This window comes from Pantoea sp. Cy-639, from assembly GCF_011752525.1.
Taxonomy (GTDB): domain Bacteria; phylum Pseudomonadota; class Gammaproteobacteria; order Pseudomonadales; family Pseudomonadaceae; genus Aquipseudomonas.
On record NZ_VWXI01000032.1, the window covers coordinates 1 to 18,620 of the forward strand.

General features: G+C 62.7%; 10 protein-coding genes and 2 rRNA genes. 8 read left to right on the plus strand and 4 right to left on the minus strand.

The features are described from left to right. Positions 1-14 precede the first annotated feature (14 nt). Positions 15-6,719 carry an immunoglobulin-like domain-containing protein gene (locus F3J43_RS23385; protein ID WP_205298065.1) on the plus strand — a complete coding sequence of 2,235 codons (6,705 nt, stop codon included), beginning with the start codon at positions 15-17 and terminating at the stop codon, positions 6,717-6,719. Between the two features lie 162 nt (positions 6,720-6,881). Beyond that, positions 6,882-7,223: a tryptophan synthase subunit beta gene (locus F3J43_RS23390; RefSeq protein ID WP_166892915.1), complete on the plus strand. Its 342-nt coding sequence runs from the start codon at positions 6,882-6,884 to the stop codon at positions 7,221-7,223. A 60-nt stretch (positions 7,224-7,283) separates the two neighbouring features. Here the strand turns inward: F3J43_RS23390 and lapD are convergent, their stop codons facing one another. Then, a complete protein-coding gene (gene lapD, locus F3J43_RS23395; protein WP_166892891.1) occupies positions 7,284-9,230 on the minus strand; it encodes a cyclic di-GMP receptor LapD in 1,947 nt (648 codons plus the stop codon). A 10-nt stretch (positions 9,231-9,240) separates the two neighbouring features. After that, positions 9,241-9,927, minus strand: a complete 687-nt coding sequence (gene lapG, locus F3J43_RS23400) for a cysteine protease LapG (RefSeq protein WP_353618288.1) — start codon at positions 9,925-9,927, stop codon at positions 9,241-9,243. A 280-nt stretch (positions 9,928-10,207) separates the two neighbouring features. Here lapG and F3J43_RS23405 point away from each other — a divergent pair, with 280 nt between their 5' ends. The 6 genes from F3J43_RS23405 (at position 10,208) to F3J43_RS23430 (ending at position 17,949) form a co-directional block, all read left to right on the plus strand. Beyond that, positions 10,208-10,900 carry a GntR family transcriptional regulator gene (locus tag F3J43_RS23405; protein WP_166892898.1) on the plus strand — a complete coding sequence of 231 codons (693 nt, stop codon included), beginning with the start codon at positions 10,208-10,210 and terminating at the stop codon, positions 10,898-10,900. 64 nt (positions 10,901-10,964) lie between these two features. Next, the gene (locus F3J43_RS23410) at positions 10,965-11,543 is read left to right on the plus strand and encodes a thioesterase domain-containing protein (RefSeq protein ID WP_166892901.1); all 579 of its coding nucleotides are present in this window, start codon (positions 10,965-10,967) and stop codon (positions 11,541-11,543) included. A gap of 763 nt (positions 11,544-12,306) precedes the next feature. Next, positions 12,307-13,083 carry a DUF3050 domain-containing protein gene (locus tag F3J43_RS23415; protein ID WP_166892904.1) on the plus strand — a complete coding sequence of 259 codons (777 nt, stop codon included), beginning with the start codon at positions 12,307-12,309 and terminating at the stop codon, positions 13,081-13,083. Further along, entirely contained in the window at positions 13,080-14,009 is a 930-nt protein-coding gene (locus F3J43_RS23420) for a diiron oxygenase (protein WP_166892907.1), read from the plus strand. Before F3J43_RS23415 ends, F3J43_RS23420 begins: the two co-directional genes overlap by 4 nt. 10 nt (positions 14,010-14,019) lie before the next feature. Then, positions 14,020-17,451 carry an amino acid adenylation domain-containing protein gene (locus F3J43_RS23425; RefSeq protein WP_166892910.1) on the plus strand — a complete coding sequence of 1,144 codons (3,432 nt, stop codon included), beginning with the start codon at positions 14,020-14,022 and terminating at the stop codon, positions 17,449-17,451. Between the two features lie 30 nt (positions 17,452-17,481). Further along, positions 17,482-17,949, plus strand: coding sequence for an SRPBCC family protein (locus tag F3J43_RS23430; RefSeq protein WP_166892913.1), 468 nt, complete (start codon positions 17,482-17,484; stop codon positions 17,947-17,949). A gap of 369 nt (positions 17,950-18,318) precedes the next feature. On the opposite strand, the gene rrf (F3J43_RS23435) is transcribed toward F3J43_RS23430, so the two are convergent. Both rrf (F3J43_RS23435) and rrf (F3J43_RS24460) read right to left on the minus strand, forming a co-directional pair. After that, a 5S ribosomal RNA gene (rrf, locus tag F3J43_RS23435) occupies positions 18,319-18,434 on the minus strand. 109 nt (positions 18,435-18,543) lie between these two features. Next, a 5S ribosomal RNA gene (gene rrf / locus F3J43_RS24460) occupies positions 18,544-18,620 on the minus strand; the annotation flags it as partial.

Sequence of the window (18,620 nt, forward strand, 5' to 3'; positions counted from 1 at the left end):
CGGCTCCGGACGACGTGTTCGTCGGTGGTCAGCCAGCCATCACCAACAAACTGGAAAGCGTCACTGGCGACGACAACTTCGAGAAGCTGACCTTGGGCAAAGACTCGGTGAAAACCGAAGTCACCGATGAGCCAGGTACCGGCACCCCGGGCACCGACAACCAAGGTGATAAGGTTTCCGTCACCATCGTCGGCAACGGCCCGGTCACCGAAGACCAACAGCCTTCGTTCACTGTGAAAGTGAGCCAGAAGCTCGACCACGACCTGACCGTCACCCTGTCCAACGGTGCCAAGGTAGTGATCGCCGCTGGCCAGACCGAAGCCGAGTACAAGGCTCCGGCTCAAGGCGATGACGTCTTCAAGGATGGCGAGGCCCTGACCATTGGCATCACCGATGCCACCGTCACTGGCAAAACCTTCGAGAATCTGGAACTGGGTGGCGATGCCACCGTCCAGATCACCGATACCATCAGCGAAGTCGTCGCCACCCTGACCGCTGACAAGACCACCGTCGCCGAAGGTGGTGAGATCACCTACACCGTGACCCTGACCAACGCCCAGGGTCTGCCGGTCAATGGCCACAACGGTCTGACCTTCACCCTGTCCGATGGCACCAAGATCACTATCCCGGCCGGCAGCACCAGTGGCACAGCAACCATTACTGCGCCAGACGACGTGTTCATCGGCGGCCAAGCCACTATCAGCAACAAACTGGTGACCGTCAGTGGCGCCGACAACTTCGAGAAGCTGACCCTCGGCCAAGGCGAAGTGCAGACCTCCGTCACCGACGAGCCAGGCTCGGGTACACCAGGCACCGATAACCAGGGCGACAAGGTGTCCGTCACCATCGTCGGCAATGGCCCGGTCACCGAAGACCAGCAGCCAAGCTTCACTGTCAAGGTCAGCCAGAAGCTGGGCTACGACCTGACCGTCACCCTGTCCAACGGCGACAAGGTGGTGATCCCAGCCGGCCAGACCCAGACCGAATACAAGGCCCAAGCCCAGGGCGACGACGTGTTCAAGGATGGCAGCACCCTGACCGTCGGCATCACCGATGCCACTGTTCCGGGCCATACCTTCGAAAACCTGGAACTGGGCGGCAACGCCTCGGTTCAGATCAACGACACCATCAGCGAAGTCGTCGCCACCCTGACCGCCGACAAGTCGACCGTCGCCGAAGGCGGCCAGATCACCTACACCGTCACCCTGAGCAACGGCCAAAATCTGCCCGTGACCGGCCACAATGGCCTGACCTTCACCCTCAGCGACGGCACCAAGATCACCATCCCGGCCGGCAGCGCCAGCGGCACCGCCACCATCACAGCACCGGATGACGTGTTCGTCGGTGGTCAACCGACCATCACCAACAAGCTGGAAAGCGTCACCGGCGACGACAACTTCGAGAAGCTGACCCTGGGCAAAGACCAGGTGAAAACCGAAGTCACCGACGAGCCAGGTTCCGGCACCCCTGGCACCGACAACCAGGGCGACAAGGTGTCCGTCACCATCCTCGGCAATGGCCCGGTCACCGAAGACCAGCAACCGAGCTTCACCGTCAAGGTCAGCCAGAAGCTGGACCATGACCTGACCATCACCCTGTCCAACGGTGGCAAGGTGGTGATCGCTGCCGGCCAGACCGAAGCCATCTACAACGCTCCGGCCCAGGGTGATGACGTGTTCAAGGACGGCAGCACCCTGACCGTCGGCATCACCGATGCCTCCGTCACCGGCAAGACCTTCGAGAACCTGGAACTGGGCGGCAACGCCTCGGTGCAGATCAGCGACACCATCAGTGAAGTCGTCGCCACCCTGACTGCCGACAAATCGACCGTCGCCGAAGGCGGCCAGATCACCTACACCGTGACCCTGACCAACGCCCAAGGTCTGCCGGTCAGTGGCCACAACGGCCTGACCTTCACCCTCAGCGATGGCACCAAGATCACCATCCCAGCCGGCAGTGTCAGCGGCAGCGCCTCCATTACCGCCCCGGACGACGTGTTCATTGGCGGCCAGGCGACCATCTCCAACAAGCTGACCGGCGTCACCGGCGCGGACAACTTCGAGAAACTGACCCTGGGTCAGAACGAAGTGAAGACCAGCGTCACCGACGAGCCGGGGTCAGGTACCCCTGGCACTGACAATCAGGGCGACAAAGTGTCCGTCACCATTGTCGGCAACGGCCCGGTCACCGAAGACCAGCAACCGAGCTTCACCGTCAAGGTCAGCCAGAAGCTGGATCAGGACCTGACCGTGACCTTGTCCAACGGTGCCAAAGTGGTGATCGCCGCCGGCCAGACCGAGGCCATCTACAAGGCCCCGGCCCAAGGTGATGACGTGTTCAAGGACGGCAGCACCCTGACCGTCGGCATCACCGATGCCAGCGTCGTCGGCAAGACCTTCGAGAACCTGGAGCTGGGCGGCAACGCCTCGGTACAGATCAACGACACCATCAGCGAAGTCGTCGCCACCCTGACCGCCGACAAGACCACCGTCGCCGAAGGTGGCCAGATCACCTACACCGTGACCCTGAGCAACGGCCAGAACCTGCCCGTTAATGGTCACAACGGCCTGACCTTCACCCTGTCCGACGGCACCAAGGTCACCATCCCGGCCGGCAGCGCCAGCGGCAAGGTCACCATCACCGCACCGGACGACGTGTACGTCGGTGGCCAGCCGAGCATCGTCAACAAGATCGAGTCGGTCGCCGGCGGCGACAACTTCGAGAAACTGACCCTCGGCCAGAACACCGTCACCACCACCGTCACCGACGAACCAGGCTCGGGCACCCCTGGCACCGGCAACCAGGGCGACAAGGTGTCCGTCACCATCGTCGGCAACGGCCCGGTCACCGAAGACCAGCAACCGAGCTTCACCGTCAAGGTCAGCCAGAAGCTGGACCATGACCTGACCATCACCCTGTCCAACGGTGGCAAGGTGGTGATCGCCGCCGGCCAGACCGAGGCCATCTACAAGGCCCCGGCCCAAGGTGATGACGTGTTCAAGGACGGCAGCACCCTGACCGTCGGCATCACCGATGCCAGCGTCGTCGGCAAGACCTTCGAGAACCTGGAGCTGGGCGGCAACGCCTCGGTACAGATCAACGACACCATCAGCGAAGTCGTCGCCACCCTGACCGCCGACAAGACCACCGTCGCCGAAGGTGGCCAGATCACCTACACCGTGACCCTGAGCAACGGCCAGAACCTGCCCGTTAATGGTCACAACGGCCTGACCTTCACCCTGTCCGACGGCACCAAGGTCACCATCCCGGCCGGCAGCGCCAGCGGCAAGGTCACCATCACCGCACCGGACGACGTGTACGTCGGTGGCCAGCCGAGCATCGTCAACAAGATCGAGTCGGTCGCCGGCGGCGACAACTTCGAGAAACTGACCCTCGGCCAGAACACCGTCACCACCACCGTCACCGACGAACCGGCCGGCCAAGGCGACCTGACGACCGTCGGCATCAGCGGCGACACCTCGGTGATCGAGGGCGACACCGCCCACTACACCCTGACCCTGAGCAATCCGTCGAAGACCGATGTCACCATCACCCTGACCTACAGCGGCACCGCCACCAACGGTGAAGACTTCATCGGCGTGGTCAGCGTGAAGATCCCGGCGGGCAGCTCCGGCACCAAGTTCGATATCAAGACCATCGACGACAAGCTGGTCGAGGGCTCCGAGAACTTCACCATCAAGATCAGCGGCGCCACCGGTGGCGGCTTCGAGAACCTGCAGGTCGACCCGGGCAAGTCCAGCGTCACCACCACCATCATCGACAACGACCACGCGCCAGTATCGACCGGCGGCGCGGTGACCGGCACCGAAGACACCGACTACGTGTTCCAGTGGAACGACTTCAACGTCACCGACGCCGATGGCAACACCGGCCTGGCCGTGACCATCAGCAAGCTGCCTGACCTGGGCAACCTGAAGTTCTTCAACGGCACCTCGTGGGTCGACGTGTCGCTGAACCAGACCATCAGCCAGGCCGACATCGCCGCCGGCAAGCTCAAGTTCGTGCCATTGGCCAACCAATCCGGCGTCGACGGCTACGGCGGCAATGGCGTGGGCAACCAGCAGGCCGACTACGCGCAGATCAAGTACAAGCCCAACGACGGCACCAACCTCGGCGGCGAAGTGACCATGAAGGTCGACATCACCCCGGTCGCCGACAAGCCTGATCTGAACATCGGCAGCAACAACGTCAACTCGATCGGCCTGCTCAAGGAAAGCTGGAACAACCTCACCGGCCTGGGCACCAACGGCATCGGTATCTCCGGCGATACCCTGAAGAACGTGTTCGCCAACTCTGGCAAAGCCAACAAGACCGAAACCGTCAACGGCGTCGACTCGACCAGCAACGTCACCCCGGGCAGCGGCTCGAAGACCTCCGGCCTGATCTACCTGGAAGCCGGCAAGACCTACTCGTTCAGCGGCACCGCCGATGACAGCCTGCAGATCGTGGTGGGCGGCAAGAACGTCGCCAGCGGCATCTGGGGCTCGGCCAATGGCGCCATCTCCGGCAGCTTCACCCCGACCACCAGCGGCTACTACACCCTGGAGATCTACAACGCCAACCAGGCCGGCCCCGGCAGCCTGGACGTCAACATCCGGGTCAACAATGGCGCGGTCATGGACCTGAACAGCTCGAACATCCCGATGTACCCGAGCGTCAACGACCTGACCAATGCTGGCGTCACCGTCTCCGACCTGCACGGCAACAACGGCCAGGGCTACTACGACGGCTACAAGCTCAACGAAGGCAGCGAGAACGGCGCGCCGGTCAAGCTGGTGGGCATCAGCACCAAGCTGACCGACACTGACGGCTCCGAAACCCTGAGCGTCAAGCTCAGCGGCATCCCAGCCGGCTCCGTGCTGGCCGATGGCGCCGGCCACAAAGTCACGGTCGGCAAGGATGCGGTGGATGTCACCGGCTGGAACCTGGGCAGCCTGACCATCAAGCCACCGGCCTACTACACCGGCCAGTTCGACGTGAAGGTCACCTCGACCTCCAGCGAAAGCGTCGGCGGCAGCACCGCGACCAGCGAAGGCACCATCAAGGTCAACGTCTACCCGCAGACCTACACCACCCACAACCTGTCCTCGGACAGCGACAACATCGTCGGCACCGACGGCAACGACATCATCGTCTCGGACGTCGCCGGGCTGCACGTGGTGCCGGGCCAGAACTACAACCTGGCCTTCATCGTCGACACCTCGGGCAGCATGGGCGCGTCCGGCGTGGACGCGGCCAGAAAGTCCCTGGAGTCGGTGTTCAAGACCCTGGCGGCCAGCGTCAAGGGCTCGGCCTCGGGCACGGTGAACATCCTGCTGGTGGACTTCGCCACCCAGGTCAAGAGCAGCGTCTCGGTGACTCTGAACGACGCCGGCCTGCAAACCTTGCTCAATGCCCTGAACTCGCTCAATGCCAACGGCGGGACCAACTACGAAGACGCCTTCAAGACCACCGCCAACTGGTTCCAGAACCTCAAGGACGCCGGCAGTACCGGTAGCAACCAGACGTTCTTCATCACCGACGGCAAGCCGACCTACTACCAGGGCAACGAGAACACCAACCCGAACCTGGGCAGCTCGGGCATTACCCTGGACAACTACCTGGCGTCGATCAACTACACCCCGGGCATGACCGTCGGCAAGTACCTGGACAACTCCAACTACCTGACGATCGACAGCAGCGGCAACCTGAAGGTGCAAACCTACTACGGCTCCTGGTACACCTCGCTCTCGGGCGCGCTGCATGCCGAGGGCAACGGTGGCTACGAGCTGTCGTCCCGCGGCGGTGCCGGCAACTACACCGACAACGCCACCTGGAACAACTCGCTGGACAGCTTCAAGCTGCTCTCGGGCCTGTCCAATGTCGAGGCCATCGGCCTCAACAACGGGGTGAACAGCAACGACCTGAAACCGTTCGACACCGACGGCAAGCCACAGACCAACATCGACCCGAGCAAGCTGGCCGAGGCGATCCTCGGCCACACCGAGGTCACCCAACCGGGCAACGACACGGTCAATGGCGGCGACGGCAACGACATCATCTTCGGCGACCTGATGACCTTCGACGGCATCGCCGGCACCGGTGTCGAGGCGATCCAGGCCTATGTCGCCGGCAAGACCGGTGTTGCCGTGGGCGATGTCGATGCACGGGCGATGCACAAGTACATCAACGAGCACTACACCGAGTTCGACATCTCGCGCAGCAACGACGGCAACGACACCTTGCTCGGCGGCAATGGCGACGACATCATCTTCGGCCAGGGTGGCAACGACTACCTGGACGGTGGTGCTGGCAACGACATCCTGCTCGGCGGTGCCGGCAACGACATCCTCATCGGCGGCAAGGGCGACGATATCCTGATCGGCGGCAGCGGTGCCGACACCTTCGTGTGGAAAGCCGGCGACCTGGGCAAGGATGTGATCAAGGACTTCAACGTCAAGGAAGGCGACCGTCTTGACCTGAGCGACCTGCTCCAGGGCGAGAAGGCCAGCACCATCGACAACTACCTGAAGATCACCACGGTCAACGGCGAGTCGACCCTGCAGGTGAGCACCGAAGGCAAGCTCAATGCCGCCGGTGGCCTGGCCAACGCCGACGTGAGCATCAAGCTCGAGGGTGTGAACTGGTCCAATACCACGATCAACTCGTTGATCAGCGGTGCCGACCCGACCATCAAGATCGACAACTCCAACAGCTGATCCTCCCCCCCTGCGGCGGCCGGTAACGGCCGCCGCCTCGGGGCGCGGACTTTCTCAACGTCCTCTTCACGCGCATACTCGCGTGCCGGGCTGACACGCCCGGTGAACTTTGCCTATGCTGCTGACTACCAAGAAGGAATCATCGTGACGAGGGAAGACGCCATGTTCTACGTGCAACGCGACGCCGATGGCCAGTTGCTGCGGGTAGAAGCCGCCGCGTTTGCCGAATACACGGAAATGCTCCCGGCCGATCACGCCGAGATCCAGGAATGGTTCGCCGACAACGTCGTGGAAAACAGCCTCAAGCAGCTCAAGCAGAGCGACCTGGACATGATCCGTGTGCTCGAGGACCTGATCGAGGTACTGACCACCAAGGGCGTGATCAGCATCACCGACCTGCCTGCCGGGGCTCAGGCCAAGTTGCTCAACCGCTCCACCGCGCGCAAGGCGCTGGGGAGCCTGAACAACCTGATCGAGGACGACGAAGACGGCGGGCTGATCTAAGCCCCCGCCTATCGCAAGACACCGTGGAAGCGGGCTGGCTCCGCGATGGCGCCGCCCGATTCAACGCCAGGGCGCCGGCTCACCCACCAATTGTCCCTGGATCCCCTGAACGCCCATCTCCCGCAGCACTTGCAACTCACCTTCGGTTTCCACCCGCTCGGCGATCAACGGCAGGTCGATGCTGTGCGCGGCCCGCTGGATGGCCTCGATGAACAGCCGCTTGTGCTGCTCGTGATCGATATTGCGGATATAGCTGCCGTCGATCTTCAGGTAGGCCAACCCCAAATGCGCCAGGTTGCCGATCATGCTGAAGCGGCCACCGAAACGCTGCAGCGCCAGGCTGAAGCCCTGCGCGTGCAGGCGCCGGGTCAGTTGCTCCAGCGCAGCCTGGTCGGGCAGTTGCTCCTCGCCGATCTCGAAGGTCAGACGCGACCCCAGTGCGGCGTACTGTTCCAGCAGCTCGAACACCCGCTGCAGTGCCTTGGGATCGGCCAGGGTGGCAGCCGACAGGTTGAGCGCCAGTACCTCATGGTGCCCTTGCAGGTGCCGGAGCACCTTTTCGAGCACCAGCAGATCCAGCCGAGCCATCCAGCCAAAGCGCTCCAACCAGGGCAGGAAGCGCCCGGCCGCCAGCGCCTCGCCCTGTTCGTCTTGCAGGCGCGAGATGACCTTGTAGTGCAGGATCCGCCCCGGAGCCCGGCAATCCACCACAGGCTGGAAGAACAGCTCGAAGCGTCCCTTTTCCAAGGCCTGGTCGAGCCGCGTGTGCCAGGCATGATGACTGTCCGCCGCCTCGGCGGCGGCGCCTTGCTCCAGGCATACCCAACCCGGCACGGGCTGGCTCTCGGCACGGGCCAAGGCCTCGTCGGCCATCTTCAGCAGTGTCTGTGGCGCATCGCCCGGGCTGAACGGCGCCAGGCCGATGCAGGCCACCGGGTCGACATCGCTGGCGCCGGTCAGGTGCAGGCTCTGCAGGGCCGCGCTCAGGGCCTGGGCCAGCTGGATCGCCTCCGCGTGAACCATGCCAGGCGCCAGCACGGCGAATTCGCCACCCCGGCTGCGGGTGATCAGGTCGTTGGTTTCCGGATAACCGGCGCAGGTCCGACGCAACTGCTCACCCACCGCCTGCAGCAACTGGTCGGTGCGCTGCCCGCCCAAGCGGGCATTGAGGCCGGCGAGGTCCTGGACCCGCAGCAGCAGCAGGTAGCCGGCGCGGGCCTCTTCAAGGTTGCTCACCCGGGCATTGAGCTGCATTTCGAAGTAGCGGCGGTTGGCAAGCCCGGTGAGACTGTCCTGATAAGACTCGGCACGCAGCTTCTCGCTGCGTTCGGCCTGCTCGGTAAACAGCGCCTTGAGTTTCTCGACCATCTGGTTCATCGCCTGCACCACCCGACGCAACTCCGGGGTGCGCGGCAGTTCCGGCAAGCTGAGGAACTCACGGCGGGCAATGGCATGGGACTGCGCCACCATGTAGTCCAGCGGCCGCAGTTGCCGGCGCAGCAACAAGGCCCCCAGCACCGCGCTGACCGCGCCGCACAGCAACAGCCAGCCCAGGCTGCCCAAGGCACTCTGCCAGAGCTTGGCCAGGGCGAACATCGGATGGCTGATCACCTCGACCCGTGCCGCCTGCTGCCAGCCGCGGCTGACGATGGCATCGCCACCGGCCGGCTCCAGGCCGATGAGGTGGACGAACCAGCCCGGCACACTGCCGCTGTCAGGCTCGGCGTGGCGCTCGACCAGCACCGCGTTGGAACCCAGGTCGATCACCTTGATGCTCGAGTAGTAGCCGCTGTCGAATATCGAGCTGACCATCAGCTCGACCATCGCCGGATCGTCGATGTTCGGCGTCAACGACAGCGCCAGCGCGGTCGCGGCATCCTGGGCATGCGAACGCAGCTGGTTGACATACTGGCTGCGCGAGCTCTCGAGGCTGACCATGAAGCTGCCACTGAAGGCGACCACCAGGAACAGGCAAATGGCAAGCAGCAATTGTTTGAACAGTGACATCTGTGCTCCTTCAGTAAACCGGTTCGGCCGGGAACCCTTCGGCCTGCATTTTCTTCAGCACATCCTGCCAGCGCGACAGGCGCTTGGTGTCGCCGACCTTCTTGTTGCCGGCGGCCCCGGTCAGCCAGAGCCCTTCGCCGTTGAAGGCGTAGACCGGCAACAAGTCGGTGCGCTGGCTGGCTGGCTTGATCGCGTCCATCAGGCTATCGAGCACCAGAGGCTGGGCCTGTGGGCTTGAATAATAGGTCAGGACCATGTGCGCCCGATTCTGACGCAATGCCTTGACGTAGGTGATGCGCAGCTTTTCGGCCGGAATGCCCATGCGCCGCAGACTGAAGTATTTGGCAATGGCGTAGTCCTCACAGTCACCAGCACCCTTGATCAGCGACTGGATCGGCGTTGCCCAATAGTCGACCTCATGCCACAGGTCGATGTCCTCGACATAACGCAGCTGTTTGTTGAAGAACAGGTTGACCACTTGCAGCTTGTCCAGCTCGCTGCCTTGCTGCTGGGTCGCCAACAGGTTCTGCCAGGCGTCGATACGCCCCTGGCCAGCGCCCAATGGCCCATAGAGCGCCTGGGCGCGCCGACTGATCTGGGAAAAGTCCCAATCCGCCTGCGACACGCCCAGCAGCAGGCCGCCCAGCAGCAGGGCCAACCCGAGACGGCGCACGGTCACATTGAGAAGCCAAGGTATCGCCACTGCGAACACCTGTTCAGATCATCCGGAAGCCGCGATGGTGCGGGCTGACGCGGCAAAAGACAATGGCACCTTACAATCATCCTGCCAGCTGTCGGTTCGCCCCCTTCGTACAAGCTGCCGGGGACGGTGCCGACTTCCCTTGGCTGCCGACTTGCTTCACGATAGCCGCCTGTCACACGATCAGGTCACTCCTGCCTCTAAATAGAAGCCGTTGACAAGCGGCCCCCACACTCACTAGGTTATTGGATCCAATTTTTACCGAGGCACACCCCGCGTGGCTGAAAAAACCAAACTCCTGAGCGCCGTGCTGGGCAGCGAGCAAGTACCGCCGCACCTGGCGCGCGGTGTCATCGAAGAGCGCCTGCGCAGTGCCATCCTTGACGGCCGCCTGCCACCGGGCACCGCCGTTCGCCAGCAGGAGCTGGCGACGTTGTTCGGCGTCAGTCGCATGCCGGTACGCGAGGCCCTGCGTCAGTTGGAGGCCCAGTCACTGTTGCAGGTGGTAATGCACAAAGGCGCAGTGGTCGCGCCACTGATCGGCGAAGATGCCGTCGACACCTACGCCCTGCGTGTCATCCTCGAGACCGAAGCCCTGCGCCAATCGATTCCGCTGCTCGAAGCCGAAGACATCGCACAGGCCAGGGACTACATCCGCCAGTTGGAAGTCGAAACCCGCCATGCCGAGATCGGCCGCCTCAACCGCCTGTTCCACATGGCACTCTATGGCAAGGCGCGTAACCAGAAACTCTTGCGCATGATCGAGATCGAGCTCAATGAAGAGGAGCGTTTTCTGCGTTTCCATCTGTCCTCGATGGGCTTGGGCAAGCTGACTCAGGACGATCACATCGCCTTGGTCGACGCGGCCAGCGACAAGCTGGTGGACCAGGCCGTGAAGATGCTGGAAGAGCATCTGAACCATGCCGCCATCACCATCAGGAACTACCTCGACAGGCAATCGGCCACCTGATCCGACCTTCGCAGCCAACCACTGGCGACGTCACCAAGGACGCTATCGGGCAAAAGGAACGGCAGTGCACGTGCAGAACCAAGCGGCTACGACCACCGAAGCGCCACCCAGGACTCGACTGATCTGTCTGGCCAGCCACCGCCAGGAGCTCATCCAATACCGTACCTGGGCCCAGACCCTGAGCGACCCTATCGAGCTGGTCGCCGTGGACATACCGCTTTGCGCCGATCTCGGCGCGCCGGCCCCTGCCCAATCTCCCGCCATGCTCGCCCGGACCCTCGCCCAGCTGTTGCAACCCTACCTGGCGGGTCCCCATGCCGTATTCGGCCAAGGACCCGGCGCCCATGTGGCACTGGCCCTTACCCAACTGGCGCAGCATGCCTACCCAGGACAGACCCGGCATCTATTTGTGTCCAGCAGTGACAGCCCTGAGCTCGCTGGAAGCCACAGCCAGCTGTCCATCGAAGTCCCCATAACCGTTCTCTATCCCCCTGGATCGCTGGCCGCCATGCTCGGCTGGCATAGCCTGGGCCGCCGAGAACTGGAACTGATCGAGTTGCCCGCCTCTTCGGACGACACCTCCCTGCTCAACCAGCGCCTGGTGCGCATCTTCAACACTCATCTCGGCCTGTTCAGCTTCTAGTGTCGTGTCTCGAAACACGTTCTCTTTTGACGAGTGGCCTGGGGCCTCGGCCAAGACACCGCAACGAGTCATGGCAGGACTATGCTGAGGAGTGGCAACGCGGGCCGGGCGCCTAAGACGCCGCCAAAAGTGAACAGCTTATTTCCGAGACCGGACAGCAGGCCCACCCTCTGCCATCAATGCCGCGATTGAGGCATTTCTACTGCCCTGTCCATCTCAGGCCATGGCAGTGCCAGCATTTTGAGCACACTCTACTCCCCGCAGCGATCGCTGATCACCTGTAGCGGGCCTGATCGTCTGCACTTTATTCATTAGCACAAGGAGTCTCGCACCGGGGCAAGGACCGCACGACGATCAGCCGCCCTCATACAGTAGAACTTCCTCTTTCCTTCATTAACCAGTGCTCCGAGTGAGGCATTCACTCTGTTCTTGTTTTTCTGATATCCATTTATCGGAAGGGGCACTTATTGCCAAATTAAAACTTTGAATAAAGTTTTAACGAGCCCCTGTTTTTGCAAAAAATGGCAAATATAAAAATATTTAAAAAACAATTGCAGCGAACTTTCACAATGTTCTAAGTTTTATATCGCCAGCACAGACAGCCCGCAGCCTCCGTGACCTGCGGGCCGCATATCCTGCCACTGGCCTTTGCCTGTTGATCGCAATCGAAACTCGCTTCGAGGAACTTGTTCGCCTCGAAATCAGCAAGATCGGTAACTTGCATTGCCTACGAACCCTGAACTCAACTCTACTGGACATCCTCATGAGCACATTGAAGCGCACACTCTCTGACAAGAAAAAAACCCTTTCCCGTCATCCGCTTTTTTCCGAAATCGATTCTCTGGAAACACTACAGCGGTTCATGGAGACCCATGTATTCGCCGTTTGGGACTTCATGTCGCTGACCAAGCGCCTGCAACAGGAACTCACCTGTGTCAGCCTGCCCTGGCTACCACCAGCCGACCCGGCCGCCGCCCGCCTGATCAACGAGATCGTGTTGGGCGAGGAGTCCGATGACCGTCTCGATCACGGCCACTACAGCCACTTCGAGCTGTACCTGGATGCCATGCGCGAAGTAGGCGCCAGTACCCAGGCCATCGAGCGCTTCATCGCCCTGCAACAGCAAGGTGTCAGCGCCAGCGACGCCCTGTCCCGCGTCGGCGCCAGCGAGGCCGCGCAACACTTTGTCCGTGACACCCTCGAAGTGGCGCTGGACGCCCCTGCACATTGCGTCGCTGCTGCGTTCCTGCATGGCCGGGAAAGCGTCATTCCGATGATGTTCCAGCAGATCCTCGACGAGTGGGGCATCGGTCACGAGCAGGCACCGACATTCCGCTACTACCTGCAGCGACATATCGAGGTCGACTCCGAGGACCATGGGCCGGCCGCCGAACAATTGCTGTCCCGCCTGGTGAACCACGACCCGCTGCGCCAGGAGGACGTGTATGCCGCGGCCATCGCCGCCGTGGACAGCCGCACCGCCCTGTGGGATCGCCTGCGCGCCTCGCTGCAGGCCCCCGTTGCCGAGGTCACCCCATGAGTGCCCTCGAATACCGTTCCTTCGCCGATGCCTGGGAAGAGCGCGCCACCATCCGCACGCGGCCCCGCCGCCGCGTGGAGGATGACCAGCGGCTGATCTACCCGCTGAGCCGCCAACCCCTGGTCCTGAGCGCCGCCTTCCAGCGTGAATGCCCCGAGCTTCGCGACTTCGTGCTGGTGCAGAGTCTCTACAAGTTCATCAACGATGTGGTGATCTTCGAGACCGAGATCGTTGACCGGACCGCCCGGCGCATCGCCAAGGACCGTTTCGCCGTTCGCTTCCCGTTCGCCTGTCGCTACGACGCGATGACCGTGGTGGTCGACGAGGATTACCACGCCCTGGTGGCAATGGACTTCCTCCAGCAGACCATTGCCCTGACCGGTATCGAACCGATCGCCCTGCCCAAGGAAATCGAGCTGAGCCGAGCTATCCCCGCGGCCCTGGAGCAAGTGCCCGCACACTTGCGCGATGCCCTGGAGCTGATCTGCGTGGGCATTGCCGAGAACACCCTGACCGACGATGTCGCGGCCTTTGCCCGCGACGACTCGGTCAAGCCCTCGGTGAAGGGACTGATGGCCGATCACTTGCTCGACGAGGGCCGGCACTCGAGCTTCTGGGCGCGCCTGACCCGCATCTACTGGCAGTCCGCCACGCAGACCGATCGCCAAGCCATCGCCGAGGTATTGCCAGTATTCCTGCGCCAGTACCTGACCAGCGATATCCAGCAGGCCTTCGACTTCACCCTGATCGCCGCACTACCGGTGGACGAACCTGTGCGCCAGGCCCTGCGCGAGGAAGTCCAGGGCATGGCCTACCCGATCAATCACCAGCATCCGCTGCTCGGCAACATCCTGCGCTTCTTCCGCAGCAGCTCGATGCTCGACTCGGACTGCGTGCAGGCCGCGTTGCGCGACTACCTGCCATGAGGACCCCGAAATGAGACGCCTCGACATACTCCTGGCAGGCACCAGCCCTGCCCTGGGGGAGTTCGCCCGCCTGCTCGACGAGCACGGCCACGGCCTGGCCCTGGCTGGCGACCCGGATACCCTGCGTCAAAACCTGGCCAATACGCCTGACCTGGTGGTGGAAGACGGCAGCCTGGCACTGGCCAGTGGCGATTGGCAGCACCTGGGCGACATCCCGTTGCTCCGGGTGCGCCTGGGTGCCAGCCTCGCGCAAACCCTGCCTCGCCTGGAGACTCTCTGCTGGTGCGGCAATGCCAGCGCGCAGCGCCTTATCGACCGGGTGGCCGTGCCCTCCCCCGCCTCGGGGAATGGCCAGCAGTTGCGCCAGGATACGCTACGGACCCTGTGCGACCAGTTGGCGCTGCAGGTCACCCGCTTCGCCCGCAACCCGCAGTACCTGTTGGAAGCGCCGGCTGTCAGCCCTGGCGTACAGGAGCGCGAACACGGTCTGACATGGCTGGAAGCCCTTGCCTACCGACATCCGTTCAACCGCACATTGCGCGCCGACCTGCTGGAACAGGCCGAAACCGAGCTGACCGGCCAACTGGAACGCAGCCTGCACCGGCATGCCGATCGCCCTGCGCTGAACCATGAGGGCCGGCGCCATAGCTATCGGCAACTGCACGCACGCAGTGCCGCCATTGCGCAAACGCTGCTGCCGTTGCTCCCCGTCATGCAGGGGCAGCCACCTGTGGTCGCCGTGTGCATGGCCAAGTCGCCCGAACTGTACGCCAGCCTGCTGGCCGTGCTGGGCTGCGCAGCCATCTACCTGCCGCTGGACCCTGCCACCCCGAACGAGCGCCGTCAGCGCATTTTGGCCGACGCCGGGGCTTGTGTCCTGCTGCATGACGGGCAAGGGTCTGTGGATATCCCGCAGTTGGATGTACGTGGACTGGTGCTGCCAGACGATGCAACCCCGCCCATGTTGGCCCAGCACCATACACCCGGCGATCAGCCCTGCGTGGCGATCTATACCTCCGGCACCACTGGCCAACCGAAAGGCGTGCTGCTCAGCCAGCGCAACCTGGCGCATTTCTGTGCCTGGTACAGCGAGCATGTGGCACTGGACGCGCAGAGTCGGGTGCTGCAGTTCTCGACCATCGGCTTCGATGCCTCGTTGCTGGACATACTGCCCACCTTCCTCTGTGGTGCCGAGCTGGTGCTGCCCAACGAAGACCAGCGCCGTGACCCACAACAGCTGCTGCAACTTATCCACAGGGCGCAGGTCAGCCATGCGTTTCTGCCGCCGGCGTTACTGAGCATCCTGCCGCGGGACTCGCACCCAGGACTTCGCCACCTGGTCACCGGCGGTGATGTCTGCGAGCCGGACGTCATTGCACGGCTGGCCAGACAGTGCCGATTGCACAATATCTATGGCCCTACCGAAACCACCGTGCTGGCCACCACAACGGTACTGGATGCAGGCGATAGCAACCGCAACCTCGGCATGCCGATCGCCAACACCCAGGTACTGATCCTCGACGAGGCGCTGCAACCGGTGTTGCAGCAAACCCCTGGCGAGCTGTATATCGCAGGCCCTGGGGTCGGACTCGGCTACCTGAACAACCCGGCACTCACCGCCGAGCGCTTTGTCGAGCTGGCATTGCCGGATGGACGTGCCCTGCGTGCCTACCGCACTGGCGATATCGGCAAATGGACCGAGCACGGTATCGAGATCTGCGGCCGTCGCGACAATCAGGTGAAGATCCGCGGGTACCGGGTGGAACCCGAAGAGATCGAACACTGCCTGCGTGAAAGCAGGTTGTTCGCCCAGGTGGCGGTAGTCGTCGATGCCCAGCGCCGGGTGCTGGCGTTCGTCGCCCATCCTGAGCGTGAGTCTGCCGAGACATTGCTGCGTGCCCATGCCGAGCGACGGCTCCCGGACTACATGCGGCCCACGTTCTATCAGGCACTGGAGCGGATGCCTTATACCGTCAATGGCAAGGTAGACCGTCAGGCGCTTCTGGCGCTGCCATTGGCCTTGCCGACCAGTGAGCGCGTACAGCCTGCCACCCATACCGAGCAACGCTTGCGCAGCCTCTGGAGCGAGCTGCTGGAGCTGCCTGAAGCGGATATTTCCGCCGACGACAGCTTCTTCAATCTCGGCGGCCACTCGATCCTGCTGTCCCGCCTGCTGCTGGAGTTGCGCGAGCGCTTCGGCCAAGGCGTGGCGATCAACCGTTTCATCGAGCAACCCACATTGCAGCGCCTCGGCGCCCTGCTCGATGGCGACGATCAAGGCCTGCAGGCCTCGCTGGAACGCCTGGAGCAGGATGCCACTCGCGACCCAGGCTTGCAGGTACTGCCCATGGACTGCCTGGGCGATGTGCACAAGGTGATTGTCACCGGTGCCAACAGCTTCCTCGGGGTGCACCTGGTCGAGGCCCTGCTGGACTGGGGGGCAACCGAAGTGGCCTGCCTGGTGCGGCGGGCCGATGGATTGGATGCCGTCGAGCGCTTCGCCCGGTCTCTGCACGATAACCACATCGAGCTGGACCTCTCACGCATACGGGTCTTCGAGGCCGACCTGCGCCAACCGCGCCTGGGCCTGTCCGAGGCCGACTATGACTATCTGGATGGCGAGTACGGCGCCCTGCTGCACAACGCGGCGCAGGTGAACCATGTCCTCGACTACCAGGTACTGGCCGCCGACAACATCGAGCCTTTGTTCGAGTGCCTGCGTCTGTGTGAAGGCAAACGCAAGAAGATCTTCAACTTCATCTCCACCCTGTCTGCCTGCAGCGCCGTGGACGACAGCGGGCGCGTCCTGGAGACGGACCCGGCAAGCACGCCACCGATCTATATCCGCAACGGCTACAACCTGAGCAAATGGATCGGCGAACGCATCCTCAGCCGTGCCCGCGCGCAAGGGGTCTGGGTCAATCTGTTCCGCCCGGGAAACATCACCTTCGACAGCCGCACCGGCGCCTGCCAGCCACAACGCAACCGCCTGATGCTGATGCTCAAGGGCTCGTTGCAACTAGGCCAGGTGCCAGGCCTGGAAATCGACTTCGACCTGATGCCGGTGGACTTTCTCTCCCGCTTCATCGCGTTCCACAGCAGCCGCCACCAGGCCGGGCAGTGCGTGTTCAACCTGCACAACCCCGAACCGCTGCGCTGGCGAGATTACCTGGCATCGTTCCATGAACAAGGTCATGCCTTCGAGCTGGTCAGCGTCGAGCAGTGGCAGCGGCAGTTGCGCCGGATCGACCGTGACAACGCGCTGTACGACGTCCTGGGGTTCTACCTGGACGGTTTCGAGGAAGACATCGGCGACATCTCCGGGATAGCCCACGACAACGCCCGCGCCGGGGTCCGGCGCATGGGCACCCATTATCCCAGCAAGAGCCCGGATCTGTTGCGCCGCGGCTGCCGCTACCTGGCCGAGATCGGCTTCATCTGACCCCCTTTTTACACAACGGAGCAATACAACATGCAAGCACTCAAACCCGACACTTTGATTCATAACCCGCAAGGCTGCCTGGTGGTTTCCAGCGTCGAGATCGCCGCCCCAGCCGCGAGCGCATGGACCATCGTCGGCAACTTCGCTGGCTTCCCGGTGTTCATCCCTGCCCTGGCGCATATCGAGATGACCGGTAGCGGCGTACGCTCGGTGCGCAAGAAACTGTTCAAGGATGGCAATGTGGTGATCGAGCAGTTGAACAGCCGCGACGACCAGGCCATGAACATGACCTGGAGCCTGATCTACACCAGCCTGAACATCGGCAACCTGTGGGCGGCGATGGAGGTAGTGGCTATCGATGGTAACCGCAGCCGCGCTACCTGGACGATTCAAGCCGAGCCATGGGAAGGCGGACCGGAGGCGCTACCAGGGTTCCAGGCATTCCTACAGGGGTTCGCTGATGAGGCGATGGGGAATGTGCGCAACCTGCTGAGCTGATAGCGCCGGTTCGCTGATGGAAACAAAAAGGCCGCTCCCACAGGGAGCGGCCTTTTTTTGCATCAAGCACAAGGCCTGCCTTGTTGGCGAAGCAGGCGACGCGGTACATGGCACCGGCTGCGCCAGTGTTCGCCGGCAGAGCCGGCTCCTGCAGCACTTGCGGCCGGTCCCGGTGCTGGTGCAGCAGGCAACGCGATGGATGGCACCAACTGCGCCGGTATTCGTCGGCAAGGCCGGCTCCTACAAGCACCTGCGTCCGATTTCGGTGTAGAAGCCAGCCTTGCTGGCGAAGCAAACGACGCAGTGCATGATGTGCAGAAAAGACAAAACCCCTACCTGCTCACGCAGATAGGGGTTTTGCGAAGTGAATCTTGACGATGACCTACTCTCACATGGGGAAGCCCCACACTACCATCGGCGATGCATCGTTTCACTGCTGAGTTCGGGATGGGATCAGGTGGTTCCAATGCTCTATGGTCGTCAAGAAATTCTGTGTGCCGGACCGTTCCAAGGACGTGCCAGCGAATCTCTGTAGTCTCTACTTAAAGACAAAACCCCTACCTGCATGCGCAGATAGGGGTTTTGCGAAATGAATCTTGACGATGACCTACTCTCACATGGGGAAGCCCCACACTACCATCGGCGATGCATCGTTTCACTACTGAGTTCGG

Bases quoted from the DNA above. Each gene is read 5' to 3' on its own strand.
- F3J43_RS23390 (WP_166892915.1), top strand. From the start codon at position 6,882: ATGTTCTACGTGCAACGCGACGCCGATGGCCAGTTGCTGCGGGTAGAA.
- lapD (WP_166892891.1), bottom strand. From the start codon at position 9,230: ATGTCACTGTTCAAACAATTGCTGCTTGCCATTTGCCTGTTCCTGGTG.
- F3J43_RS23415 (WP_166892904.1), top strand. From the start codon at position 12,307: ATGAGCACATTGAAGCGCACACTCTCTGACAAGAAAAAAACCCTTTCC.
- F3J43_RS23420 (WP_166892907.1), top strand. From the start codon at position 13,080: ATGAGTGCCCTCGAATACCGTTCCTTCGCCGATGCCTGGGAAGAGCGC.
- F3J43_RS23425 (WP_166892910.1), top strand. From the start codon at position 14,020: ATGAGACGCCTCGACATACTCCTGGCAGGCACCAGCCCTGCCCTGGGG.
- F3J43_RS23430 (WP_166892913.1), top strand. From the start codon at position 17,482: ATGCAAGCACTCAAACCCGACACTTTGATTCATAACCCGCAAGGCTGC.